This window comes from Ruminococcus sp. AM31-15AC, from assembly GCF_003462045.1.
GTDB lineage: Bacteria > Bacillota > Clostridia > Oscillospirales > Ruminococcaceae > Hominimerdicola > Hominimerdicola aceti.
The window spans coordinates 15,524-39,323 of sequence record NZ_QTYG01000025.1; the positions used below are offsets into that span (position 1 = coordinate 15,524).

A 23,800-nucleotide genomic window follows, 5' to 3' on the forward strand; every position below is an offset into this window, starting at 1 on the left:
GATATTTTGGTATGCAATAATATGTGAGCGAAAAAGTCACCCTTACGGGTTTATTTAATCCTGAAAAACGTCGGTGAAGTAGCCTGCGTTGGAGATAGGTTCATTGCCGCCTGCAAGGTGCTTTGTACAGCCCATGACGTGGCATCTGAAAAAGCCATAGTCGCCCTCACGCTCCTCACAGCCGAGGACCGTCACAGAGGTAGGCTGCATATTGAAGCCGTGCCACATATTCATGGTGGAGATGCCAAGAATATGTCCTATTATCACCATTGATACGGCGAAGTGACAGAAGAACACAAGGGTTTCGTCGCTGTGCTTTTCAATGCGAAACATACCGTTCTCGTGGATATAACCATGGTCGGCAAGGAGCTTATCAATGCCCTCATGCACCCATTTAAGCTGTTCTTCAACATTGCCTGTTTGCATATAATCGGACTTGAACCAATTATTGCGGTCATAGTATATCTCTTTATCCGCCCACTCAGTGGGGTACATATCCCATGGGATACGATGTCCTCCGTCAGAGGTGGGTATTATGCCGTTAAATTCTCTCAGCCATGGGAGAGTTTCCGCTGTATCCCCACGAAGCTTCAGAGAATATTCCGCTGTGAGCTGCGCTCTGCCGAGGGGAGAAACATAGAACTTTGAAACGTCCCAATTCTTTACACGCTGTGCAAGAAGCTCTGCTTCACGCTTGCCCTTTTCTGTAAGGGTATCATGAACGTAATCGGGATCGCCGTGTCTGATAAAAATAAGCCGCATAAAAATACCTCCTAGTTAGTCTGCCATTGGTTTTATCTCGGCGTTATATGCTCTTCTCAGGAAGAACAGCGACGCCAATATGGAGAATACCTCGGCTATCGGGAACGCCCACCAGATAGCGTCAAGCTTGCCTGTAAGGGAAAGAAGATACGCCACAGGAAGAAGCACAACAAGCTGTCTTGTAAATGAAACGAGCATAGAGGAAAGTCCCTTGCCGAGAGCCTGCAATGATGAGATTATGATTATATCAAAGCCTGCGAAGAAGAAGTGTGTGCTGATTATACGCAGGGCTGTTACGCCTATGCTTAGCATATTATCGCTTGCGTCAAAGAGTTTCAGAAGCTGTACAGGGAAAATCTGCATTATGATAGTTCCGACTATCATGATAGACACAGAATATATCATGGCATATTTTATTGCACCTGTGATACGCTTTTTCTTTCTTGCGCCATAGTTATAGGCAACGATAGGGATAAGACCATTATTAAGTCCGAAAACAGGCATGAAAACAAAGCTCTGAAGCTTGAAATACACACCAAAAACTGCGGCGGCGGTGTTTGAGAAGCCGATAAGTATTTTATTCATACCGTATGTCATGATAGAAGAGATAGACTGCATTATGATGGACGGCAGACCGACAGCGTAGATCTTCTTGATTATTTTCGCCTGCGGTCTATACTTCACAAGGTTTATGGTTATCTCTTTGTTGAACTTCATATTGAAGAAAAGTCCGAAAGCTGCAGCGGTGAACTGACCGATACAGGTAGCCACAGCCGCACCTGTTACGCCCCACTTAGGGAAGAAGCCCACGCCAAAGATAAAGCAAGGGTCGAGGATAATATTTATCACCGCGCCTATTCCCTGAGTATACATTGAATAGATAGTTTTACCTGTTGCCTGCAAGAGTTTTTCCATGGTCATCTGACAGAAAAGACCGATACTTAGCAGGGTGATGACGGTTAGGTACTGGTCGCCATATTCGATAATTATTTTGTTTGAGGTTTGTGAGTGATAGAAGATCCCGGTGAAAAATGCACCGAAAACCACGAAGATAGCGAAGTTCACAAGGCAGAGGAAAATGCCGTTATTGGCGGCGCTGTTAGCCTGCTTGAAATTCTTCTCACCAAGTGATTTTGACAGCAGTGCGTTGATACCGACACCAGTGCCTGCACCGAGGGCTATCATAAGATTTTGCACAGGGAAAGCCAGTGACACGGCAGTGAGTGCGTCCTCGCTTATTTTGGCAACGAATATGCTGTCGACGATATTATAGAGCGCCTGCACGAGCATGGATATCATGATCGGCAGGGACATTTTGAACAGCAGATCGCCTATGGGCTGCGTTCCCATTTTATTTTCTCTTACTTCTTCCATTTTACGATTCCCACCTTAGAGTTACTTTTTCTTAGAATATATACTTTAACCTTTTTATTATAGCATTTTTATACGAAATGTGTATGAATTATTTGTTAAATCAGCACAAATCGGGTGGTGTCCTCTATGATTCAGAATTTATGCAAGTTCTGAGCACGGGCGAACGATGTTCGCCCCTACCGATGTTTGTGGGGTTATCAAGGGTTGTGAGATAAACAATAATGCGAAATGTCAAGGGGGGTGGGCTGTCGAGGGCGCCAGCCCCTACAGATTGTTAGGGGAAGTTCGTTGTGCCGCAAAATCGCTACGCTCTTTGCGGATTTACATTTGCTCAGGGCGAGGGTGGGCGGTGCAGATTTTGTACTCCGATATGGGGTTTGTTTGATATATGGCTCTCATGTGCTTTTTACACTTTAATCTGCACCTTGTCGGCTTACGCCGAATGAGGCTCTGCCTCAAACTCCGCTCAGGGCTTTGCCCTAAGAACCCACAAGGGACTCTGTCCCTTGACCCTGCAAGCCCTCTAACGCCGGGCTTGAGCCTGCGTTTTATCTCTCGCTACGCTCGGTGCTGTTTTTTACTTTATGCTTGTTCTTTTCTTTGGTCAGCTTTGCTCATTCCTCATTCCTCACTCCTCACTCCTCATTCCTCACTCCTCACTTTACTCGCTTTACCGCTTGACGAAACCACTGTAAAGTAGTATAATATAAGAAATGCTGCTTATGCAAATTCTTTTACGGAGGTCCTTTATATGGAGAAAAAACCGTTTTATATCACTACCCCGATATATTACCCTTCCGGTAATCCTCATATCGGTCACTGCTACACCACTGTTGCCTGCGATTCTATTGCAAGATACAGACGTATGCAGGGCTATGATGTCATGTTCCTCACAGGCACTGACGAGCATGGTCTGAAAATCGAACAGAAGGCTGCTGAAAAGGGTGTTACACCTAAGGAATATGTTGATGAGATAGTCAAGACTTTCAAAAAGCTTTGGAGCTACATGAACATCAGCTATGACAGATACATCAGAACTACTGACGATTATCACATTGAAACTGTTCAGAAGATCTTCAAGGCTCTTTATGACAAGGGCTACATTTACAAGGGCGAATACAAGGGCAAATACTGCACACCTTGCGAGAGCTTCTGGACTGAGTCACAGCTTGATGAAAACGGCTGCTGCCCTGAGTGTCACAGAGAGGTAACAGAGGCTAAGGAGGAGCTTACTTCTTCAAGATGTCGCCATTTGCTGAGAGGATAGAGAAGCTTCTCACTGAGACAGATTATCTCCAGCCAAAGACAAGAGCCACCGAGCTTGTAAACAATTTTATCAAGCCCGGTCTTGAGGATCTTTGTGTATCAAGGACCACTTTCAAGTGGGGTATTCCTGTTACATTTGATGACAAGCACGTTGTTTACGTTTGGATAGACGCACTTTCTAACTATATTTCTGCACTTGGTTTCTGGAACGAGCAGTATCATGATTTTGACAAGTTCTGGCCTGCTGACGTTCACATGGTCGCAAAGGATATCATGAGATTCCACGCTATCATTTGGCCTGCAATGCTTATGGCACTTGATCTTCCACTGCCTAAGCACCTTGCTGTACATGGCTGGATAACATTCAACGGACAGAAGATGTCCAAGTCTTTGGGCAACGTTGTTGACCCGTTCATTCTTGGCGAGAGATATGGTGCTGACGCTATCAGATACCACATTCTCCGTGAAATGGCTTTGGGTGCAGACAGCTCATTCTCAAACGAGATAATGATAAACAGAATAAACTCTGACCTTGCAAATGGTCTTGGCAATCTTGTTTCAAGAACTGTAGCTATGGCTGACAAATATTTTGGCGGCACGCTTCCTGCTGACAGAGAGGCCGGCGATTTTGACGCTGAGCTTATGGCTGAGGCTAAGGGACTTGTTGCAAAGGTAGACGAGTTCATGGACAAGACTCAGATAAACAATGCTTTGGCTGAGATATTCAAGGTAGTATCCAGGGCTAACAAGTACATTGACGAGACAGCTCCATGGGTACTTGGCAAGGACGAGAGCAAAAAGGCAAGACTTGCGACAGTTCTTTACAATCTGCTTGAAACTATCAGGATAGTATCAACGCTTCTCAGCAACTTTATGCCTACAACAATGCCAAAGGTATGGGAGCAGATAGGTGCGGCTGAGAGCGACATCACATACGAGAACGCTGGCAAGTTTGGTGTACTTCCTGCTGACGTTACAGTTCACAGGGGTGAGATAATCTTCCCAAGAATTGACGTTGACAAGGAGATAGAGGAGCTTAACAAGATAATAGGCAGCAATGCAGAGCCTGAGGAAAAGGCTGACGATGGATTTGAGCCTGCGCCTATAGCTGACGAGATAACCATAGATGATTTTGCAAAGGTAGATCTGAGAGTTGCTCTTGTTAAGGACTGCGAGAAGGTAAAGAAGTCCAAGAAGCTTCTTTGCTTACAGCTTGACGATGGTTTTGGCGGCAGGCAGGTAGTATCAGGCATTGCGGCATGGTACAAGCCTGAAGATCTTATTGGCAAGAAGGTAGTTATTGTAGCCAATCTGAAGCCTGTGAAGCTTTGCGGAGTTGAGTCAAACGGCATGATATGTGCGGCTGACACACCTGACGGTGCGGCAAGCGTTATTTTCCCGGATCAGGACTTGCCATGCGGAGCTAAGCTTAGATAAAAAAATTTATAAAAAACAAGGAGCGGATCTCCGCTCCTTATATGCGTCTGTAGCTCAGTTGGATAGAGCGCAAGACTCCGACTCTTGAGGTCGCAGGTTCGATTCCTGTCAGGCGCACCAGCACTCGCCGTGGCGGGCATTTTACGCTCAACTTTCTTTTAAATCTTACTATTACGCCGCTAGGTGTAGTTAATTGTTATTTTTACTTTGTAGGTGCTTGCACCTGCACCAAATCCGCTATCATTTATGGTAGCGGTTTTTTTTATTTCCGCCCATATGCGTAATATGCTGGGAGAGTTATATGTTCGCCGTGGCGGGCGATTTACGCCCAACTTCCTTTTAAATCTTACGACTACGCCGCTTGGTGTAGTTGAGTTGTTATTTTTACTTTGTAGGTGCTTGCACCTGCACCAAATCCGCTATCATTTATGGCAGCGGATTTTTTATTTCCGCCCATAGGCGTGATATGCTGGGAAAGTTATATGTTCGCCGTGGCGGGCATTTAAACCTTACCTTGTATAAGGCGTTTTATTAATTGCATATTTCATTAAGGCACTTTGTCACTCGCCTGCGCAGTTCTTCTCCTCCAAAGGGAAAGCCGAACTCTGCGGCGGAGCTTCCCCACTCAGGTGGGTGCTTCTTTGAGCCGTCAAAATAGCGGCTTTTCACCACGCCACGATAGCGTTTTGGCATTTTTGCCGCAAGCTCCTCACATTCTCTCAAGCGAAGCTGCACCTTTGCAAGGTCAAGCCACAAGTCAGTAAGTTTTTTCCCTCTGTGGGCTACCCTGCCGCAATGCTCCCCCACTGCGGCAAGCTGTGAGGACATTTCGCAGATATCTTCTTTAAGCTTCCACTCCTGCCACCTTAGTTTGCGATACTGTGAAAGCTTTCGCAGTGCGGCTGTATTAACTCTGCTTCCACCGCTTCTGAAATTATATCGACTCGCTGAGGGTGCAAGCCTTTTTATGGAATTTACCTCTACGGAATAATCTATATTATCGTACATTTTTCTCCTTTCGCCTTTTTGTACAGACATTTGGACAGTTAGTATGATATACTGTAAATAAAATAAAGCAATGACATTTCAGATAACCGTTTTCTGTATATCTCTCGGGGCGGAGATGTCAAAAAGGGGGGCGGTTTATCCTCTTGACTTTTACAGAGAAATGTATTATAATTATATCAAAGCCAGATTTTATGCAGATATCTGTACTAACGATACATACAGTATACTACAGGCTTCTGCAAAAGTCAATAGGTATTAGCGAATTTGATACAGACTTCTGTATTTTTGTGAAATGATCACAATTGGAGGAAGAAAATATGACCGAAATGTACAAAAGGATAAAAGAGCTATGCGAGGAGAACCATATGACGGTATCGCAGATGTGCAAGGAGCTGTCTATAACGAGGAGCTGTTTATCTGAGCTGAGCAAAGGCAGGACGGAACGACTTTCCGCAGAGAATTCTACAAAGATAGCGAACAGATTTGGAGTGAGCGTACAATATCTTATATCTGGCAGGGAAGAAGATTTTGACACGAAACTGAAATATGCATTATTCAACGGCACGCTTGGAGTGACGGACGAAATGTTTGACGAGGTCAAGCAGTATGCAGAAATGGTCATGCTCAGAGAGGAAGCAAAGCGCAGAAAGGCTGGTGAAAAGTGAGAGATGACGAACATACAGGAATTGTATGATATTTGCAGTAGAGAGAACATAACTATAGATTTTATTGATTGTCCAAAGTGTGGGGCGATATCGCTTTTTGGCGCAGGTGGCTGTGCGATCGGCATAGACAGCCAGACGCCTGCAAGGCTTTTGAAGGAGCGCACTGCTCACGAGATAGGTCACTGCGTAAAGGGTGCGTTTTACAACAGATACGCCACGGCAGACAACATCTCACAGCATGAATACCGAGCAGACAAATGGGCGATAGAAAATCTTATACCGAAAAGCGAGCTTATCAAAGCCATAAAGAAAAATCTGGACAGTATTTATCTGCTTGCGCAGCATTTTGATGTGAGCGAGGATTTTATGATAAAGGCTTGCAGGTATTATGGGGTTTATTTTGGGTAGAAAAATACCGCCGAGGGAGTTAACGCTCTCGGCGGTATGCCTTTTTTGTTATCTTAATAAAAGACAAGCTATTCCATAGATTTTTACCATTTGCACAAAGGCAGGCTATTCTGATTGGCTATTTTATATATTTTCAGACAAAAAAAGAACCGCTCAAATGAGCGGTTCTGAAAATTCAAATCACGATTACCAGCTTGTAACCTTTGAACCAAAATCATGATTAGCCTTATCTGGATCCTTGCAAGGATCAGGATACTGACCAAGAACACCACTAGTTGGTGTCGGAACGTCAGACCACTGAGCATACTCAACGTTACCTGAAGTACCGATAGAATATACGCACCAACCAGCACCGTCGCCATTGTCCTTAAGAGCCTCGTATACAGCCTTACCAAGCTTATCCGCTGTGGTTGTACCAGTAAGAGCACCAAGAGTTGTCTTGATATTTACAGCAGCTGTCTGACCGTCGCCAGAACCAACTGTTTCACCGTTTACGAGCAAATCAGCAGCCTCGTTGTTTACAGTTGTGAAAACGAGCTTAGCGTTTGAGTTAGCTGTCTTGAGCTTTGACTTCTTTACATAGTTCATCATTGTAGGAACGAGGATAGCTGCAAGGATACCGATGATAGCGATAACAACTACGAGCTCTACAAGGGTGAAACCTTTTCTGTTAGATTTCTTCATAGAAAATCCCTCCATAATAAATTAAATAAATTTGTTTATAAAAGTGCCGCAAGCCGATTTAAGCAGCTACTTTCCAATAATTAAGCGGCTTTCGGAGTTCTTTGCGTTCTCCTTATCACCATGATTAAAGTATACATCATCTTGTCCAAAATGTCAATAGTTTTTCTGTTTTTTTCTCAACTTTGTTCAACTTGACGAAAAACTAATTTTCAATCGGTCATTTTGACGATTGGTAACACTATGTTGACATTCTCACAAGAAATTCTGTCACACACTTTGTCACACACCGTTTTATGATGTATTACCTTACATCGTTCTTAATTATATCTTAAAACAAATAAATTGTCAAGACTTATTTAACAGTTTCGTTATTTTTGTGTACTCTGTACACTTCTCATTCATTTTTTGAATACAATTTGCACTATTTGTTTCGCGTATTTAACTATTTGTATAATTCCTTCATCTTATTATACAGATTTTCAGAAGCGTTTTCTATCTCCGCCCTGCCATAATAGAGCGACTCGGAGGTGCTTATAAAAAGGTCAAGTACCCCCTGATCTTCGAGCTTCGGGGACATTATTTCAAGCTCCTCTGAGTTTGCCATTTTCTCGTTGGCTTTATACTCTATCCCGTCAAGCATATCCCTCGCTTCAAGGCTTCCAATGCCGCCTTTGATGCAGGCACGCCCTTTCCCATACCCTGCAGGAGAGCCATTTCCTCACCGTTCACAAGGTAGTCAAGAAGCTTTGCGGCTTCCTCAGGGGACTTGGTATTTTTCTTTATGGCATAAACGCTAGTGGGCTTTTTATACCAACCGCTGCTCACTGCCTGCTTATGCTTTGGATAGTCGCCTATAACGATGTCAAAGCCAAGCTTCTGAGCAGGCTCGCAGTAATACTCTGCGTCTGATATCCAGGAAGCCACGCCTGCCGTCAGGCACTTTTCAAGATCGTTCCTATCGAAATCCCACGCAGGCTTTGTGACCTTTTTATTTAGCATTTCCTGATAAAAGGCGAGCATGAGCCTTACGTCCTCCAAGGTATACTGAAACTCGCCGCTGTCAGATAACATTTTTCTTCCCGTTACCTGCTCCACATACGCCACAGAGCTGAGATAAGCCGCCTTTTTTGTCATTTCAACAGGATAGACCTCATCTGACTTCATGACCTCTGCCGCATTTATAAGGTCAGACCAATTTTCAGGCAGGCTCAGACCATATCTGTCATACATCGTCTTATTATAGTAGAAGGTTATACAGTTCGTACCGGTAGGCAAGGCATTGAGCTTGCCGTTTATAGTGCCGTACGAAAGGCTGTCATCATCAAATGCTGAGAGATTTATGTATTCCGACAGCTCATTAAGGTCATAAAAGTCCTCACCGTCGGGAGAATATTCATAGAGCCAACTGTAGTTTAACTGCATGATATCTGCGGTGGTGTCAGAGAAAAATTCCACGTCCATTCGTGTTTTGAAGCCGTCAAAGTCTGCATACTCAGGTCTTACCACAACGTCCTTGTTGCTGTTCTGATAGGCTTTAAGCCCGTCGAGAGTATACTCGTTACGCGCGTCCTTGCCCCACCACGAGAAGGACACCTCGGTCTTTACATTATGCTCCATTCTTCTTTCAGACAATGCACAGCCCGTCATGACAGTCACTGTGCAGATCGCTGAAGCGGTCAAAGCCGCACACCTTACAATGCGTGTTTTCAACTACGGCTCACCTCTTCCTCTTTTTTATCATATATCACCGCTCTTGCGTCCTCGCTGTGTTCTGCTTTCTCGCAGGCTTTTTCCGCCATTTCGTAAAGTTCATCATAATCATCGCTTGTTTCAGGGTAGACCGACGCACCCACTGCACATTTTATGTAGCCCCTGTCATCGTCAAGGCAACATTTCTTCAGCTTATCGTTAAGCTCTTTAACATAAGCCCTCACATTACCATAAGCTTTAACAAGGTCAAAGTCCGTGTGGTCTGCAAACAGAGCAAACTCGCCCTCCCTGAAAATTCCGCAGATATCGCCCTCCCTGCGGTTCTCCACCAGTATTTCAGCGACCTTTCGCTCAGCTTCCGCCACTATCTCCTCGCCATAGTTGAGCCTTATAAGCTCCAGATTTGTTATTTTCACGATAATAAATGCGATAGTCGAGCCTGAGATACAAGTTTCCATTTTATCCATAATGCTGTTTTCAGTATATTCCGCAGTGAAAAGCCCTGTATTTTCGTCCACTTTTGGATATTTCCCAAACTTCGGTCCGTTCTGCGGATCGTTATCCGCCGCCGCTGCCGCAGATATCATAATAAATATGACTGCACAGCAAATAAAGATACCGAAGCATTTAAGCCCTGTTCTCACATAATGGCGCAAAGTGTCTGACATATCCACGGTAGTAATGACCACCCAATCGTCACTGCAATCATCAATAGCACAGATAGTAGTCATATCCGAAACGGTGACTCCGGTGCCGCCCTCAAGGAATTTAGAGAGCTTTTCATCGAGCTTTTCGCCGACAACTCTTTTTCCGTCGTTAGCATAGATTATCCTGCCATCGTCATCACACAGCATGGTATTTATCTCGCTGTAATTGTCAGAGGGCAGAAAAACAAGATCAAACTCTGTTGAAAACACAGAGGAGATAAAAATAAGATCGTCATTTATCCTGCCTGCGAAATACACTCGTCTGTAGTTATCGTCCTGTCCCGTGAACCATTTTATCTTGCTGTCACCCATAAGAGCGGAAATTCTCTTGTATATCTCGTCATCAAAGATATCCTTTGTACCGTCGGTTATCTTTCCCACATTATGTTCATTACTGCTTACAATGCCAAAATCCGTATAGTTGCCCAGCGTACTAAGCTCTATAAGCCTCTCAGTGAGAACATTCTCCTCATTAAGCACGGCAAATTCGCTCTTTGACGTATCAGTAGGATCATATTTCGCATAGTCCTCATTGCCCATTATAAGCTTGGCAGTATCCTCCATTTTCTTCATAAAGGCAGCCACGTTCTGATCCGCTTCCGCATTTATGGCAGAGCAAAGCTGAGCCTCTTTATGAAATGCGTTCACACCGCTGTAATAGCAGGCACACGCATACACAAGCATACAAGCAATGAACATCACTGACACGCTTGTTTTCAAAATAGATCTTCTATATTTTTTTATTTTATCATACAGTTCAAAATCAGCAGAATTTTTCAAAAGCTGTATCACCTCTCAGGCTAAATTATTACAATCATTATTAATTATAACACATAAGCCCATAAAATAAGTGATTTTTTTGTTAATTATTGCTCAATTTGTATTGTACGGTTTATATCTTTTCTTACACGGCACTGTCTGACCTTATTCGCATGGCGTTTCTTTTTGGTTTCCGCTTCAAAAAGCGACAGCGCCGCCCATGCCGCTGTGAACACGATGCCTGCGGCAAACACTGCTCCCATGTTTCTCTCTGCCACCGCAACAAACAGGAAAAACAGCACCATTCTCATTATAGTTTTCATAAGCCACCTATCGCCGCCTGCACCTGCCGCAACGATAAAAACATTCATCATGATTATCCATATCATTTTTACACACATCCTCATATTTTTTCTTTTTCTATTTCGGGGCTGTATGTATGATAACACAACTTGATGAATTTGAGGGGTAATTTTTTGGACAGCAAGTTTTTTGTCGATATGCACAGATAGGAACGTTTGTTTTGATATAAATTCTACAAATCCAAAAGACCCCGCGGCAAAAACCGCAGGGTCTTTCAGAGAAGTAAGAAGTATAATATGAAGAAAAAATTATGAATGGGGAATGCTAAAGTTATGTATTTTCCTGTATCATTTCACTTTTGCCGCACTCTGAAAAATCAGAGCACAGCGAGATGAAATGAAAAGAAGAATGAAGGAAAATTATATATGAAAACTCATTATGAGTAATTGGTTGACGGAACTTTCAGTAAGCGCTCAAAGCTTTTGCCTGAGGTCTTTCTCGGTGTTCCTCTGACCTTGTATATATAATACCTGTTCAATATGATAGTTTTATGAAAAGACACTGAAAATAAGCTGATAAGAAAAGCAAAGTGGTTTTCATAAAAATCAAGGGCAGACCACCGTCCGCCCTCGCTGTAAATGCTATTTCTGCTCCGCCTTTGCAAAATGCACCTCTCCGTCATTTATCGCAAAGCTTATGACCTCGTCAAAATCATGACAGAGCATTGAATATTTCAGCGGCTTTCTTATCATCACCGCTCCCGACCTTATGGATACCGGCACTGTGCCACCCTTGTATGCAGTTTCACCACCGTTTTTCGACATGACAGCTTTCGCTATCTTTGTCACCTCGTCAACATCGTCAAGCCCTGTCACCATAACGAACTCGTCGCCGCCAATCCTCAGAACAGGCATATCCTCCCCTGCGGCGGCGTTTATCCTTTTAAGGCTCTCAAGTATCACCTTGTCCCCTGCCTCTCTGCTTATTTCATCGTTTATCCTCATCAGTCCAACAATGTCAAAACATAATACATATGTGCCTGTTCTCTCGTTGAGATAATCAAAAAGTTCAGTTACGTCAAATTTCTTGTTGCCCATATAATATGCTCCTTTTAAATAGTCACGGTTGAGCTTTGGAAAAAGTCCGCAGCTCTTGTTCCACTCTTTCTTGAACACCGAGGGTGCAACGCCCCACTGCTTTGTGAACGCTCTTGTAAAGACTTCGTGGGAATTGTACTGATACTTCATGGCGATATCCATGACGGTCATATCAGTATTAAGAAGATCTATCCCTGCATTAGTGAGCCGCCTTTTTGAGATATACTCTTTAAGGCTCGTATGCGTGGCGTATCTCCACAATTTCTGAAGTGCTGAAAGCGAGCAATAGCACACTGCCGCTATATCCTCCTGCGTGAACTCACTGCACAGATTGTGTTCGATATAATCAAGTGCTGTGGTGAAAATACAGAAATTGTTCTGGTCTTCCTTTCTCATTCCCCTGCCCCCTCGTATATATAGTAACGTTACTGTACTTATAGTATAGCATACTTTTTATTATTGTGCTTGATTTTTTGAGTAAAAAAGACGGCAGAAATTTTCCGCCGCCTGCATATTCTCTATCCTGATGTGACAACAAGCACGTCTCCTTCTTTGAGCCGCAGTCTGCCGTTTGGGATAAGTATACGCCCCTGACGTTTTATCATTACTATCAGGCTGTCCTCTGACATTGTTATCTCTGACACTTTCAGACCGCACCACTCGTGATGCTTATCAAGGTTCATTTCGCTTAAAACAAAATGACTGTCATCATAAAAGCCTGCCGCACTGAGCACCACAACGTCCCCTGCAAGTATCTGGGTTTTGCCTGTAGGTATTATCTTGTCTTTGTCACGAAGTATCATAACCACAAGCAGACCTCTCGGAAACGGTATATCCTTTATCTTCCGTCCTGCCCAATTGCTGTCCGGCTGAACGGAAAGCTTTATAAACTGCACTTCCGTTTCGTCGCTGTAGTCATTGAACGTTTTCATTACGTTCTCCTCATCGTCTATCATATCGAGCTTTTTAGCAAACAGCGGCAGAAGCGTACCCTGAATACCGATAGACATAAGCACGATACAGAAAACGATATGGAAAACGTCATTTTTCATATATGCGTCATCAACTGTCGCCATGATAGCGAAAACAATGGAGGTCGCTCCTCTTAGTCCTGCCCATGAGATAAGGGCTATCTGCTTCCACTTTGCACCGAAAGGCTTCATGATAACAGTAACAGCCGCAGGTCTTGCAACGAATGTAAGAAACAATGCTATCGCCGCCGCAGGAAGTATTATTGACGGCATTTGTGACGGGAATGCCAAAAGTCCAAGGAGGAAAAACAGCAATATCTGTGTGAAGCCCGTTATTCCGTCAAAGAAATGCACAAGGGTTGTTTTGCCTGATATTTTTGTGTTGCCCAGGACTATTCCCACAATGTAACAGCTAAGATAGCCGTTTCCGCCCACCGCCGAGGGCAGAGCATAGGAAAGAATAGCTATGGCAGTAACAAAGATAGCGTCAAAGCCTGCTGCGTCAAATCGCACACGTTTTATGAGATACACTGCGCCCAAAGATATAAGCGCACCGAAGCCCACACCGAAGAACACCTGTGCAAGCAAGCTCACAACAAAGCCTCCTGCCGTCGCACCACCTTTCATTACTGAAAGTATTATAACCGTGAGCATATAAGCCCAAGGGTCGTTGCTTCCGCTTTCAAGCTCCAGTATTGAAGCCGTACCGTATCGCAGATTCAGCTTTTTGCTTCTAAGTACAGAGAACACCGAAGCGGCATCTGTGGAGCTTATAACAGCACCTATAAGCAGACTTTCCAGCCACTCAAAGCCCAGCACAAGCTTGCAGAATGCTCCCGTTGCAAAGGCTGTGAGCAAAACTCCTGCGGAAGCGAGTATAAGTGACTTGCCTGCCACCTTTTTGGCTTCGCTCCATTTCGTGCCAAAGCCTCCGTAGAAGATTATGAAAACAAGTCCCACCGAGCATATCTCCTCGGCAAATTTATAGTTATCGAACTCTATTTTAAAAAGCCCGTCAGAGCCGAACAACATTCCAAGGAGAATGAACGCCAGCAATGCAGGAAGCCCAAACTTGTCCGATATTTTATTGAAAAACACACAGCACAGCACTATCACAGAAGATAAAATGAGCATTGTGGTCAAGCTTATCACCCCTTTTTACCTTATTATAAAAATAGCGCTTTGGGTATCTTCTACTCAAAGCGCCTTTGCTTGTGTAAATATTATAACATATTCGCCCCTGTGCTGTCAACTTTTTGCCCACATCTTAAGGAAATTTTACATTACCCCTTGACAATATCGAACATATGTGCTACAATCAATAGTGAAGCAGTATATCCAAATAAAAAAACGCCTGCCTTTTACAGCAGACGTTCGCCTATTTATATCTCGGCTCTTTTATCCTTGTCCAAATTTTTATTTGTAGCAATCGGCAATATCTGAAATAGCGTCCTTTGCCATTTCCACTGCCCTTTCAGGTCCAAGCACCTTTGCCTGTGAGCCGAACTGGAAAAGCCAGCCCCAGAATGTTGGTGCGACCTGCACCTCCTCATTTATATAGAAGGTATTGTCGGAATTTTTGTGACATATGGTTTTCTCACCAAAACGATCCATTACAACATCTATGAGCTTATTGTCAAACTGCAATTTCAGCGTCATAAGCTCGCCGCCGTACATTCCGTAGATAGTCTGACGATTTGTGACCTCTGTCTTCTCCTCCTCGGAAAGCTCCCTCCTGGGGATATCTGTAACAGTGACCTGAGTCATTCTGTCAACTCTGTAGCGGCATATCTTTTCATGCTTTTCGCAATAGCACACAAGGTAATAGTTGTCATTTTCCCAAACCAGAGAATACGGCGAAACCGTATACACCTCGCCGCCGTGGCGAAGCTGTTTGCGTTTTTCAACGGTGTATTCGTAATACTTGAAGTGTATCTCCAAGCCGCTGAAAATGCCCTCTTGTATGCTGTTTATAGCATAGTATATCTGCTCGTTGAAGGTCTTTGTCCTGTTTGACACATAGACCATTCGGCGCAGATCCTTTGCCTTGTGTTCAGATGTAAGTGATTGTATCTTCTTTAACAGCTCCTTCGATTTCTTCTGTGTAAGAAACCTGCTTGAAGCAACTGCGTCTGCAAGAACATACAGCTCCTCGTCCTGAAACAGCCTTTGAGCAAGATAATAAGCGTTGGAGTGACCATCCTTAGTTATCTCAATATCCATTCCGCTGTCGCAGAGGGTCTTGATATCGTCATAGATAGTCTTACGCTCAGCCTTTATGCCGTAGTCGCCCAGGATCTCGATAAGCCTGTTTCCTGTAATGGTGTGCTTTTCGTCTGTCTTGGTCTCAAAAAGCTTTTTCATGGTCAAAAGCTTCTGTTTCTGTCTGGAAACTCCTGTCACTTTATTTTATCCTCCCCGCTGCGTTTCATATCCGAAACCTTAATTCTTGAGCCGTCCGGCTCAATGATCGTCGTGGCTTCAAGCTGACCTGTCAGGTTAGCTATAACGCTTCTGCGATACTCGTTTCTCAAGGCCTCACGCTCAGACTTCTCCTCTGCGATAAGCTCTCTTTTTCTCGCAATAGCAGTAAGCTCAGACAATCTGTTAAGCTTTACTTTCTCCATAAATTTTTACACTTCTCCTTAAAGCTTCACACTGCCCCGTGTTTTTATTTTTATCCGCAGTATTCGGCTCAAAATAGAACGGGCAGCTTACACAATACCGCCCTTTTCATTCAAAAGATGTTCATATCGGCTTTTTTCTTTATTTATATTTATAAGTCCAACAAAACACCCTCAAACAAATTTGCAGATACATTATAACACATATTTCTTTAAATTGCAATGGTAAAATGCACAAACAGTCCGTTTAATTTCCCACAAATTAAACAAGAATTTTGAAAATTGTGTTTGTCCAAAAATTTGCCCACAATATATAGTGGGTAAAAAAATGGTCAGAAAACATCAAAAAAAGATAAAGAAAGGATTTTTATGCAGCACACAAAGGTATCATACGAGCTTACACAAAACTATATCTCAAGTCCTCGTGACACCGAGAAAGATAGTCCCGACCCTGCCTCTGCCATAGAAAACAGGCTCATGCGTGAAATAGTGCGGGAAAATTTGACGAAACGGCAGAAATGTTATATAATAATGTATTATACAAAGGGCATGACAATGCAGGAGATAGCCGACGCAGAGGGTGTTTCAAAATCCACAGTATCCAGAACTATCGGGCTTGCAAGAAAGCGCATTTCCTGCGGCATGAAGCCTGCCATGCTCAAAAGCGCACTGAAAGGGAGATAGCATTGAACGCACCTGTGAATAAATTCGTTAGAGAATATGCAAAGTCAGGCATAGCGAGGTTTCATATGCCCGGTCACAAGGGTAGAAAGTTTCACGGTCTTGAGGCTCTTGACATCACTGAAATAAAGGGTGCGGACTATCTTTTTGAAGCCGAGGGGATCATCGCACAGAGCGAAGCCAAAATGGCGGAAGCCTATGGCAGCAGGCGGACTTTTTACTCTGCCGAGGGGTCGAGCCTTTGCATAAAGGCAATGCTTGGCATAGTATGTCGCAGTGGACAAGGAAAAAAGATAACTGTTGCCGCACCAAGAAACGTCCACAAGGCGTTTATAAATGCCTGCATACTCCTTGACATTGACGTGGAATGGATATATCCAAAGGGCGAGTTTACGTCTATATGCGCAGGAAGCGTCACTCCCGAGGACGTTGAGGAGGTGCTGTCAAGGACAAAGGCAGATTGCGTTTATGTGACCTCACCTGACTATCTTGGCGATCTCAGCGACATAAAGGGCATGAGCGAGGTTTGCAGGAAATACGGTGTACCTCTTCTTTGCGACAACGCTCACGGAGCTTATCTGAAGTTTCTCCCTGAGAGCCTGCACCCCATGGACTTGGGGGCTGATATGTGCTGTGACTCTGCTCACAAAACGCTTCCATGCTACACAGGGGGAGCAATGCTTCATATTTCAAATCACTCCCCTGCGAATTATGATGATTGCGCCAAAGAGATAATGTCAATGTTCGGCTCAACAAGCCCCTCCTATCTTATAATGGAGAGCCTTGACCTTTGCGCTGACTATGTGAATGGCAGTTTTCCTCGTGACCTTGAACGCACTGTGGAAAGGGTAAAAGTCTGCAAAGATAGGATAACAGCTTTCGGCTGGCATACCATAGGCGAAGAGCCTATGAAGATAACCGTTGCCGCATACAAAAGCGGTATCACAGGTGACGACCTTGCAGACAGGCTGAGGGAATATAGCATCGAGCCTGAATACAGCGACACACAATATGTTGTGCTTATGCCGTCGCCTTTCAACAGCGAGGAGGACTTTTTGAAGCTGGAAAAGGCGTTTTCAGAGATAAAACAGCCTAGGATAAGGCTTTTCGGTGACTTACCCGCTATACCAAAAGGGATAAAACGCATGGGTATAAGGCAGGCGGCTTTTTCAGCTCAGCACACCGTAAACGTAGAGGACGCCTGCGGTCTTATATGCGCAATGACCGTCACAAGCTGTCAGCCCTCTGTGCCTGTGGCAGTGAGCGGCGAGGAGATAACACCGCAGGTAATAAAAATTTTGAAAAACTATGGAATTGAACGCATAAATGTGCTATAATATAAGGTGTAGCTAAAAAAGCTATTCCTACATCAAAAATAACAGGAGGCAAAAGTCATGAAACTTGTCTATGCTATCGTAAACAGCGATGATACCTACGCTGTAAATAAAGGACTTCTGAAAGCCGGCATAAGAGCCACAAAGCTTTCTTCAACAGGCGGTTTTCTTATGTCAGGAAACACCACTTTTCTTATCTGCTGCCCTGATGAGCAGGTAGACCTTGTTATAGAGGTCTGCAAAAAGTATTCAAAGAAAAGAAAGCAGTTCGTTCCGTCATCTACTATCATGGAGCCTGACGGTGCAGCTTCATATCCTGTTGAGGTGGCTATCGGCGGCGCAACTATTTTCGTTACTGATATCGAGCGTTTCGAGAAAGTCTAAGGGATAGAAAATTTTCAGAAAGGGGTCTGAGGGCTTGATAATATACGGAAACAGCGAGCCTCGCAGGCTCGTATCTGAGATGATAAAAAAGAAAAGAGAGCCGCACTCCATAATGATACACGGAGAAAAGGGGCTTGGTAAAAAGACCCTTGCACGGTGGATAGCGGCGGCACTCTTGTGCGAACGTCAGACAGGCGAGCCTTGCGGCATTTGCAGGACGTGCAGAATGATAGCCGACGGAGTTCACCCTGACGTTATGGTGGCAAAGGCAAACAGCAACGGCAACTATATCGTTGACGATTCTATCAGACCTATAGTTGCGGAAGCTCCCGTTGCACCGAACGAGGCGAGAATGAAAGTATACATAATCCCTGACCTTGACTTATCGGTGAACACTGTTATTCAGGTGCAGAACATTCTGCTTAAAGTTATTGAAGAACCGCCTGAACATACCGCTATAATACTTACGGCGAGGAGCAAGGAAATTTTTCTGCCTACCATAATCTCACGAGTGCTTTCTCTTGGCATGACCTCTGTCACGGAGGCTGAGAGCATGGCGTGTTTGCAGGAGAAATATCCTGCCACTGCCCCTGCGCTCATAAGCGAAGCTGTTTCCGCAGGACGTGGAAATATCGGCAGATGTGTCGAGTATCTTGAACACTCCCAGTTTTTTGACAGCGTGAAGCTGCAAGAGGTCTGTGCGACGCAATGTGCGGCGGAAACGAATATGACGTTTTGAAAACGCTATTTGCGGCAGACGGCAAAAAAACGTTGCTGAGAGAGGGGCTGAGCCTTTTTCAAGAGATACTCCGTGACAGTGCGGCATTCAGGCTCGGGGGAGAAAGTGAAAAGTCTGTGAGCTGTGCGAAAGAGGGTGCAAAGACGCTCAGCAGAAGCCTTTCCTCAGATCAGGCGGTCAGGCTTTACGATATAGTTTCTGACTACATAGGCAGGATAGACGCAAACTGCAACATAAGCCTGACTATAAACAGTCTGGCAGGACAGATATATTCTGTCACAGGAAAGTAGCTGACGGCAAAGCCGTGATATATATTTGAAAGGAAAAAGAGATGTTAAAAATAATCGGAGTACGCTTTAAAAGCGTTGGCAAGATATACTACTTCGACCCAAAAGACTATGACGTTAAAATGGGCGACAAAGTTATCGTTGAGACCGCAAGGGGCGTTGAATGTGGTGAAGTTGCGCTTGTGGACAGGGAAATAGACGAAACAAGATTCACAAACCCCGTAAAAGGCATTATAAGGCTTGCCACCCCTAACGATATGAAAACTATCGAAAAAAACAGACAAAAGGAAAAGGACGCTTTCAAGATATGCGAGCAGAAGATAGCCGCTCACAAGCTGAAAATGAATCTTATCGACGTTGAATGTACTTTTGACAACAACAAGCTTCTTTTCTATTTTACCGCAGAGAGCAGAGTTGACTTCCGTGAGCTTGTAAAAGCTTGCTGCGGTATTCAGAACGAGGATAGAGCTTCGTCAGATAGGCGTTCGTGACGAGGCAAAAATGCTTGGGGGTCTTGGCATCTGCGGACAGCCTTTCTGCTGTTCAAGATTTTTGGGCGAATTCCAGCCTGTTTCTATTAAAATGGCTAAGGAGCAGGGCTTGTCGCTTAACCCTACAAAGATCTCAGGCACTTGTGGAAGACTTATGTGCTGTCTGAAATACGAGCAGGACAGCTATGAGGATCTTCTCAAGCACACACCAAAGGTGGGCGCTATCGTAAGAACGGCTGACGGAAAGGGCATTGTTGAGGAAGTAAATCTGCTCACAGGCAAGCTGAGAGTTAAAATGGATAAAAACGACAATGTAGTTGTGGTAAAGAAAGACGATATTGAGGTAATAAAGGATTCTGTTATAAGGCTCGACCGTGACGAGATAAAGGCTCTCAAGGGTCTTGAGGGCAAGTAATTTCAGCGCTTTGCACGAGCGATCACCGCAGCATCAACGGGCTGTGGGGGGCGCCGCCCCTACACAAAATCGGCGCAGCATTTTTATATATCAGCAAATCATCAGATAAATATGCAGAAAGGAACGTCCATATGGCAAAGGTGAAAACTTCGTATGTGTGCAGTCAGTGCGGATATGAAACTTCAAAATGGAACGGCAAATGCCCTAACTGCGGCGAATGGAACACCTTTGAGGAGGTTGAGCTTGCGGTCAGGGCGGGCGGTGCAAAGTCTAAGCCCACGACTGTCAGGGATATTTCCGACAAGATAGTTGGCATAGGCAGCGTTGACGCAAGCTACAATGAGATACGTTATGCAACGGGGCTGAAAGAGCTTGACAGAGTGCTTGGAGGAGGGCTTGTGAAAGGCTCTCTGGTGCTTCTGGGCGGTGAACCGGGCATAGGAAAATCCACAATGCTTTTGCAGATATGTCAGTATTTAGGGCAAGACCACACCATACTTTATGTATCGGGAGAGGAGTCTGTACGGCAGATAAAGCTTCGTGCAAACAGGCTTCATGTTGATTCTGAAAATCTGTATCTTCTTGCAGACAATGACTGCGAGCAGATATGCTCTGTGATAGTAAAAGAAAAGCCTGAGATAGTCATAATCGACTCTATCCAGACCATGAACATAAGCGGGATATCCTCAGCGCAGGGGTCTGTGACGCAGGTCAGAGAATGTACAAATATGTTCATGCGCACGGCAAAGTCGGAAGAGATACCAATGTTCATAGTAGGTCACGTCAACAAGGACGGTGCTATCGCAGGACCAAAGGTCATGGAACACATTGTTGACTGCGTGCTGTATTTTGAGGGTCAGCGAAATCTCACCTACAGGATACTGAGAGCCATAAAAAACCGTTTTGGTTCAACGAACGAGATAGGTATGTTTGAAATGGCTGACAGCGGACTGTTGGAGGTGGAAAATCCCTCTATGATGTTTTTGGAGGGCAGACCGACAGACGCTTCGGGAACTTGCGTTGCCTGCATAATGGAGGGCACAAGGCCTGTTATGGCGGAAGTCCAGGCACTTGTGTGCAAGAGCGTGCTTGCCTCCCCAAGACGTACTGCCACGGGCTTTGACTACTACAGAATGGCGATAATAATAGCTGTGCTTGAAAAGCGGCTTGGATATTTTTTCGGTGGGCTGGACGTTTACATCAACATTGTAGGCGGATTAAAGCTTGATGACACTGCGGCTGACCTATCGGTGGCATTGGCGCTTTATTCAGGGCTGACGGACAAGGTTATAAGCGACAAGCTTATCGCCCTTGGCGAGATAGGCTTAGGCGGAGAGCTTAGGAGCATTTCCCACTGTGAACAGCGCCTTGCGGAGTGCGAACGAATGGGCTTTGAAACTTGTATCGTTCCTGCACATTCGCTGAAAAGCGTTGACACAAGCAAGTTTTCAATGAAAATAATCGGTGTGCGCTCAATAAGAGAGGCGTTCAAAGCTATAGGCTGATAAGCTAATACAGAACAACACAAAACGGACGGAAGACCAAATCTTCCGCCCGTTATTTTTCTGTCTTATGTAGAAGCCGCACGCTCTCCCATAATATCGCTTCTGAGAAGCCCATAGATATTGAAGTCTGTATAGATGTTCACAAACTTTGCCTGACGCTTTGTTCCCTCACAGGTAAAGCCGCATTTTTCCATTACTCTGTTTGAAGCCACGTTCACCGTCATGACCTCAGCTTCAAGCCTTTGAACGCCTGTTTCCTCAAAGCAAAATCTGATTACACGCCTGAGAGCCTCGGTGACAAAGCCCATGTTCTGATACGCCGCCGAGATACGATAGCCTATCATTGCCTGTCTGTCATTCTCGATATTAAACAGGTTTACCTCCCCTGCCAACCTATGATTTTTCTTTAGCTCTATCCCCCAGCTTATATGATCCTTTTTGCCGTTGTTAAGAGTGCGTCCGAAAAAAAGCGACGGCTCTCTTTCCTGCCTTGTCATATTTCTGCCCCAATATTTGTAAAGGTTCTCGTCAGCCATATAGGTTTTCATATCCTCTGCGTCAGTAGCGGTCTTCGCCCTGAGTATGAGTCTTTCTGTTTCCAGCACAGGAAAATGAGAAAAATAATAGTCCATATCCTGCAAAATAAACACTCTCCCCTGCTTATATAATAAAATTTCCCAAGTCTAACTAAAATTATAACATAAAGTCTAGTAAAAATCAAGTGTTTTTAAGCGAAATACACAAAAAAGCAGAAAACGCCCCGAAACAAGTTCGGGACGCTCTCTGTTCTATAATCTGGAGAATTAGAAATCAACTTCTGTATCGTAGTAGCAGCACTTGAGGAGCTTTTCCATTTCTTCCTGTGAAGGCTGACGTGGGTTAGAACCTGTGCAAGCGTCTGCGATAGCGTTCTTAGCGATCTCAGGGAGTCTCTCAAGGAATACGTTCTCAGGAACGAAGCCCTCCTCACATGGATAGCTGTCTGTACCATAGTTCTTGATGCAGTGAGGAATGTTGAGCTTGTCATTCATGCCTCTTACATACTCGATGAGGAGCTTTACCTTCTCGTCATCGTTTGAACCACCGAGGTGCATATAATCAGCGATAACGCCATATCTCTTCTTAGCTGTTTCGTCCTTAGCATTGAATGCGATTACCTTTGGCAGATACATTGCGTTAGCTGCACCGTGGATAATGTGTGCACCGTAATCAGCAAAAGCAGCACCTGTCTTATGGGCCATTGAGTGAACGATACCAAGCAGAGCGTTTGAGAATGCCATACCTGCAAGACACTGAGCGTCATGCATTCTATCTCTTGCACCCATATCGCCGTTGTAGGAATCAACGAGATCCTTCTGGATCATTTCGATAGCGTGGATAGCAAGCGGATCTGTATATGCACAGTTTGCTGTTGAAACATAAGCTTCGATAGCGTGTGTCAGAGCGTCCATACCTGTATGAGCTGTCAGCTTCTGTGGCATTGTTTCAGCAAGGTCAGGGTCAACGATAGCTACATCCGGTGTGATCTCAAAGTCAGCGATAGGATACTTGATACCCTTGTCATAGTCTGTGATGATAGAGAATGCTGTTACCTCAGTAGCTGTACCTGATGTTGAAGAAATTGCGCAGAAGTGTGCTTTCTTTCTCAGCTCAGGGATACCGAATACCTTACACATATCTTCAAATGTGCAGTCAGGATACTCATACTTGATCCACATAGCCTTTGCAGCGTCGATAGGTGAACCGCCGCCCATTGCTACGATCCAATCAGGCTCAAATTCGAGCATGACCTTTGCACCATTCATAACTGTTGTTACAGAAGGGTCTGGCTCTACGCCCTCAAGAAGCTTAACTTCCATTCCAGCCTCTTTCAGATAAGCTTCTGCTTTCTGGAGAAAACCGTTTCTCTTCATTGAGCCGCCGCCGACTACGATGATAGCTTTCTTACCTTTCAGTGTTTTCAGGTTCTCCAATGCTCCCTTGCCGTGATAAAGGTCTCTTGGTAATGTAAATCTCATTTCTAATTCCTCCTATATGTAATGTAATAATGTGTTCAAAGAGGTTTGTGTAAATCTCACACAAATTCTCTCTTTGCTTGGTTTTAATTATACAAAATGTCAATGAACTATTCTAACATAATCTATGAATATTCTATTAATTATTAACTTTTACATAGCATATATAAGTAT

General features: G+C 44.4%; 22 protein-coding genes, 1 tRNA gene and 2 pseudogenes. 11 read left to right on the forward strand and 14 right to left on the reverse strand.

What is annotated here, in order from left to right; genetic code table 11:
• Positions 1-54: 54 nt before the first annotated feature.
• On the reverse strand, positions 55-762 hold the full coding sequence (locus DW793_RS08415; protein WP_117891898.1) for a histidine phosphatase family protein: 708 nt from the start codon (positions 760-762) through the stop codon (positions 55-57).
• A gap of 15 nt (positions 763-777) precedes the next feature.
• Positions 778-2,136 (reverse strand): MATE family efflux transporter, encoded by a 1,359-nt coding sequence (locus DW793_RS08420; RefSeq protein WP_118157618.1) that lies wholly within the window; start codon positions 2,134-2,136, stop codon positions 778-780.
• Between the two features lie 751 nt (positions 2,137-2,887).
• Here DW793_RS08420 and metG point away from each other — a divergent pair.
• Positions 2,888-4,839: pseudogene (gene metG / locus DW793_RS08425) on the forward strand (methionine--tRNA ligase).
• A 43-nt stretch (positions 4,840-4,882) separates the two neighbouring features.
• Positions 4,883-4,959, forward strand: a tRNA-Arg gene (locus tag DW793_RS08430).
• A 411-nt stretch (positions 4,960-5,370) separates the two neighbouring features.
• Here DW793_RS08430 and DW793_RS08435 read toward each other — a convergent pair.
• A complete protein-coding gene (locus DW793_RS08435; RefSeq protein ID WP_046441307.1) occupies positions 5,371-5,847 on the reverse strand; it encodes a hypothetical protein in 477 nt (158 codons plus the stop codon).
• 317 nt (positions 5,848-6,164) lie between these two features.
• On the opposite strand from DW793_RS08435, the gene DW793_RS08440 reads away from it, so the two are divergent.
• Positions 6,165-6,512, forward strand: coding sequence for a helix-turn-helix domain-containing protein (locus DW793_RS08440; RefSeq protein ID WP_038672082.1), 348 nt, complete (start codon positions 6,165-6,167; stop codon positions 6,510-6,512).
• Positions 6,513-6,515: 3 nt separating this feature from the next.
• Positions 6,516-6,920 carry an ImmA/IrrE family metallo-endopeptidase gene (locus tag DW793_RS08445; protein ID WP_022287877.1) on the forward strand — a complete coding sequence of 135 codons (405 nt, stop codon included), beginning with the start codon at positions 6,516-6,518 and terminating at the stop codon, positions 6,918-6,920.
• A gap of 186 nt (positions 6,921-7,106) precedes the next feature.
• Here DW793_RS08445 and DW793_RS08450 read toward each other — a convergent pair whose 3' ends face one another.
• From DW793_RS08450 to DW793_RS08490, 9 genes are all read right to left on the reverse strand, one after another.
• Positions 7,107-7,604: a type II secretion system protein gene (locus tag DW793_RS08450; RefSeq protein WP_252969765.1), complete on the reverse strand. Its 498-nt coding sequence runs from the start codon at positions 7,602-7,604 to the stop codon at positions 7,107-7,109.
• 442 nt (positions 7,605-8,046) lie between these two features.
• Positions 8,047-8,244, reverse strand: coding sequence for a hypothetical protein (locus tag DW793_RS08455; RefSeq protein ID WP_118157620.1), 198 nt, complete (start codon positions 8,242-8,244; stop codon positions 8,047-8,049).
• Positions 8,229-9,314: an ABC transporter substrate-binding protein gene (locus DW793_RS08460; RefSeq protein ID WP_118157621.1), complete on the reverse strand. Its 1,086-nt coding sequence runs from the start codon at positions 9,312-9,314 to the stop codon at positions 8,229-8,231. The genes DW793_RS08455 and DW793_RS08460 overlap by 16 nt, the downstream gene beginning before the upstream one ends.
• Positions 9,311-10,741, reverse strand: coding sequence for a sensor domain-containing diguanylate cyclase (locus DW793_RS08465; RefSeq protein ID WP_252969772.1), 1,431 nt, complete (start codon positions 10,739-10,741; stop codon positions 9,311-9,313). Before DW793_RS08465 ends, DW793_RS08460 begins: the two co-directional genes overlap by 4 nt.
• Positions 10,742-10,887: 146 nt before the next feature.
• Positions 10,888-11,169, reverse strand: a complete 282-nt coding sequence (locus DW793_RS08470; protein WP_117896909.1) for a hypothetical protein — start codon at positions 11,167-11,169, stop codon at positions 10,888-10,890.
• A 555-nt stretch (positions 11,170-11,724) separates the two neighbouring features.
• Positions 11,725-12,576: a helix-turn-helix domain-containing protein gene (locus DW793_RS08475; protein ID WP_118157623.1), complete on the reverse strand. Its 852-nt coding sequence runs from the start codon at positions 12,574-12,576 to the stop codon at positions 11,725-11,727.
• Between the two features lie 122 nt (positions 12,577-12,698).
• The gene (locus DW793_RS08480) at positions 12,699-14,285 is read right to left on the reverse strand and encodes a potassium/proton antiporter (protein WP_252969777.1); all 1,587 of its coding nucleotides are present in this window, start codon (positions 14,283-14,285) and stop codon (positions 12,699-12,701) included.
• Between the two features lie 282 nt (positions 14,286-14,567).
• Positions 14,568-15,554, reverse strand: coding sequence for a helix-turn-helix transcriptional regulator (locus DW793_RS08485; protein ID WP_118157625.1), 987 nt, complete (start codon positions 15,552-15,554; stop codon positions 14,568-14,570).
• A complete protein-coding gene (locus DW793_RS08490) occupies positions 15,551-15,778 on the reverse strand; it encodes a DUF896 domain-containing protein (protein ID WP_118157626.1) in 228 nt (75 codons plus the stop codon). Before DW793_RS08490 ends, DW793_RS08485 begins: the two co-directional genes overlap by 4 nt.
• Before the next feature lie 366 nt (positions 15,779-16,144).
• Here DW793_RS08490 and DW793_RS08495 point away from each other — a divergent pair, with 366 nt between their 5' ends.
• The 7 genes and pseudogenes from DW793_RS08495 to radA all read left to right on the forward strand — a co-directional run bounded on the left by DW793_RS08495 (position 16,145) and on the right by radA (position 21,611).
• Positions 16,145-16,459 (forward strand): sigma factor-like helix-turn-helix DNA-binding protein, encoded by a 315-nt coding sequence (locus DW793_RS08495; RefSeq protein WP_117896913.1) that lies wholly within the window; start codon positions 16,145-16,147, stop codon positions 16,457-16,459.
• A 2-nt stretch (positions 16,460-16,461) separates the two neighbouring features.
• Complete coding sequence (locus DW793_RS08500) at positions 16,462-17,793, forward strand: PLP-dependent transferase (protein WP_118157627.1); 1,332 nt, start codon at positions 16,462-16,464, stop codon at positions 17,791-17,793.
• A 57-nt stretch (positions 17,794-17,850) separates the two neighbouring features.
• On the forward strand, positions 17,851-18,174 hold the full coding sequence (locus tag DW793_RS08505) for a cyclic-di-AMP receptor (protein ID WP_022287895.1): 324 nt from the start codon (positions 17,851-17,853) through the stop codon (positions 18,172-18,174).
• Positions 18,175-18,208: 34 nt separating this feature from the next.
• The gene (locus DW793_RS15390) at positions 18,209-18,913 is read left to right on the forward strand and encodes a DNA polymerase III subunit (protein WP_252969774.1); all 705 of its coding nucleotides are present in this window, start codon (positions 18,209-18,211) and stop codon (positions 18,911-18,913) included.
• Positions 18,883-19,203: a hypothetical protein gene (locus tag DW793_RS15395; protein WP_252969776.1), complete on the forward strand. Its 321-nt coding sequence runs from the start codon at positions 18,883-18,885 to the stop codon at positions 19,201-19,203. Before DW793_RS15390 ends, DW793_RS15395 begins: the two co-directional genes overlap by 31 nt.
• A gap of 41 nt (positions 19,204-19,244) precedes the next feature.
• Positions 19,245-20,106 (forward strand): annotated as a pseudogene (locus tag DW793_RS08515) (stage 0 sporulation family protein).
• Between the two features lie 131 nt (positions 20,107-20,237).
• Positions 20,238-21,611: a DNA repair protein RadA gene (gene radA, locus DW793_RS08520; protein WP_118157628.1), complete on the forward strand. Its 1,374-nt coding sequence runs from the start codon at positions 20,238-20,240 to the stop codon at positions 21,609-21,611.
• A 65-nt stretch (positions 21,612-21,676) separates the two neighbouring features.
• Here the strand turns inward: radA and DW793_RS08525 are convergent, their stop codons facing one another.
• Entirely contained in the window at positions 21,677-22,261 is a 585-nt protein-coding gene (locus DW793_RS08525; RefSeq protein ID WP_147338057.1) for a GNAT family N-acetyltransferase, read from the reverse strand.
• A 153-nt stretch (positions 22,262-22,414) separates the two neighbouring features.
• Positions 22,415-23,629, reverse strand: a complete 1,215-nt coding sequence (locus DW793_RS08530) for an iron-containing alcohol dehydrogenase (protein WP_117903538.1) — start codon at positions 23,627-23,629, stop codon at positions 22,415-22,417.
• Positions 23,630-23,800 lie beyond the last annotated feature (171 nt).

Bases quoted from the DNA above. Each gene is read 5' to 3' on its own strand.
- DW793_RS08415 (WP_117891898.1), bottom strand. From the start codon at position 762: ATGCGGCTTATTTTTATCAGACACGGCGATCCCGATTACGTTCATGAT.
- DW793_RS08420 (WP_118157618.1), bottom strand. From the start codon at position 2,136: ATGGAAGAAGTAAGAGAAAATAAAATGGGAACGCAGCCCATAGGCGAT.
- DW793_RS08435 (WP_046441307.1), bottom strand. From the start codon at position 5,847: ATGTACGATAATATAGATTATTCCGTAGAGGTAAATTCCATAAAAAGG.
- DW793_RS08440 (WP_038672082.1), top strand. From the start codon at position 6,165: ATGACCGAAATGTACAAAAGGATAAAAGAGCTATGCGAGGAGAACCAT.
- DW793_RS08445 (WP_022287877.1), top strand. From the start codon at position 6,516: ATGACGAACATACAGGAATTGTATGATATTTGCAGTAGAGAGAACATA.
- DW793_RS08450 (WP_252969765.1), bottom strand. From the start codon at position 7,604: ATGAAGAAATCTAACAGAAAAGGTTTCACCCTTGTAGAGCTCGTAGTT.
- DW793_RS08455 (WP_118157620.1), bottom strand. From the start codon at position 8,244: ATGCTTGACGGGATAGAGTATAAAGCCAACGAGAAAATGGCAAACTCA.
- DW793_RS08470 (WP_117896909.1), bottom strand. From the start codon at position 11,169: ATGATATGGATAATCATGATGAATGTTTTTATCGTTGCGGCAGGTGCA.
- DW793_RS08475 (WP_118157623.1), bottom strand. From the start codon at position 12,576: ATGAGAAAGGAAGACCAGAACAATTTCTGTATTTTCACCACAGCACTT.
- DW793_RS08480 (WP_252969777.1), bottom strand. From the start codon at position 14,285: ATGCTCATTTTATCTTCTGTGATAGTGCTGTGCTGTGTGTTTTTCAAT.
- DW793_RS08490 (WP_118157626.1), bottom strand. From the start codon at position 15,778: ATGGAGAAAGTAAAGCTTAACAGATTGTCTGAGCTTACTGCTATTGCG.
- DW793_RS08495 (WP_117896913.1), top strand. From the start codon at position 16,145: ATGCAGCACACAAAGGTATCATACGAGCTTACACAAAACTATATCTCA.
- DW793_RS08505 (WP_022287895.1), top strand. From the start codon at position 17,851: ATGAAACTTGTCTATGCTATCGTAAACAGCGATGATACCTACGCTGTA.
- DW793_RS15395 (WP_252969776.1), top strand. From the start codon at position 18,883: ATGTGCGGCGGAAACGAATATGACGTTTTGAAAACGCTATTTGCGGCA.
- radA (WP_118157628.1), top strand. From the start codon at position 20,238: ATGGCAAAGGTGAAAACTTCGTATGTGTGCAGTCAGTGCGGATATGAA.
- DW793_RS08530 (WP_117903538.1), bottom strand. From the start codon at position 23,629: ATGAGATTTACATTACCAAGAGACCTTTATCACGGCAAGGGAGCATTG.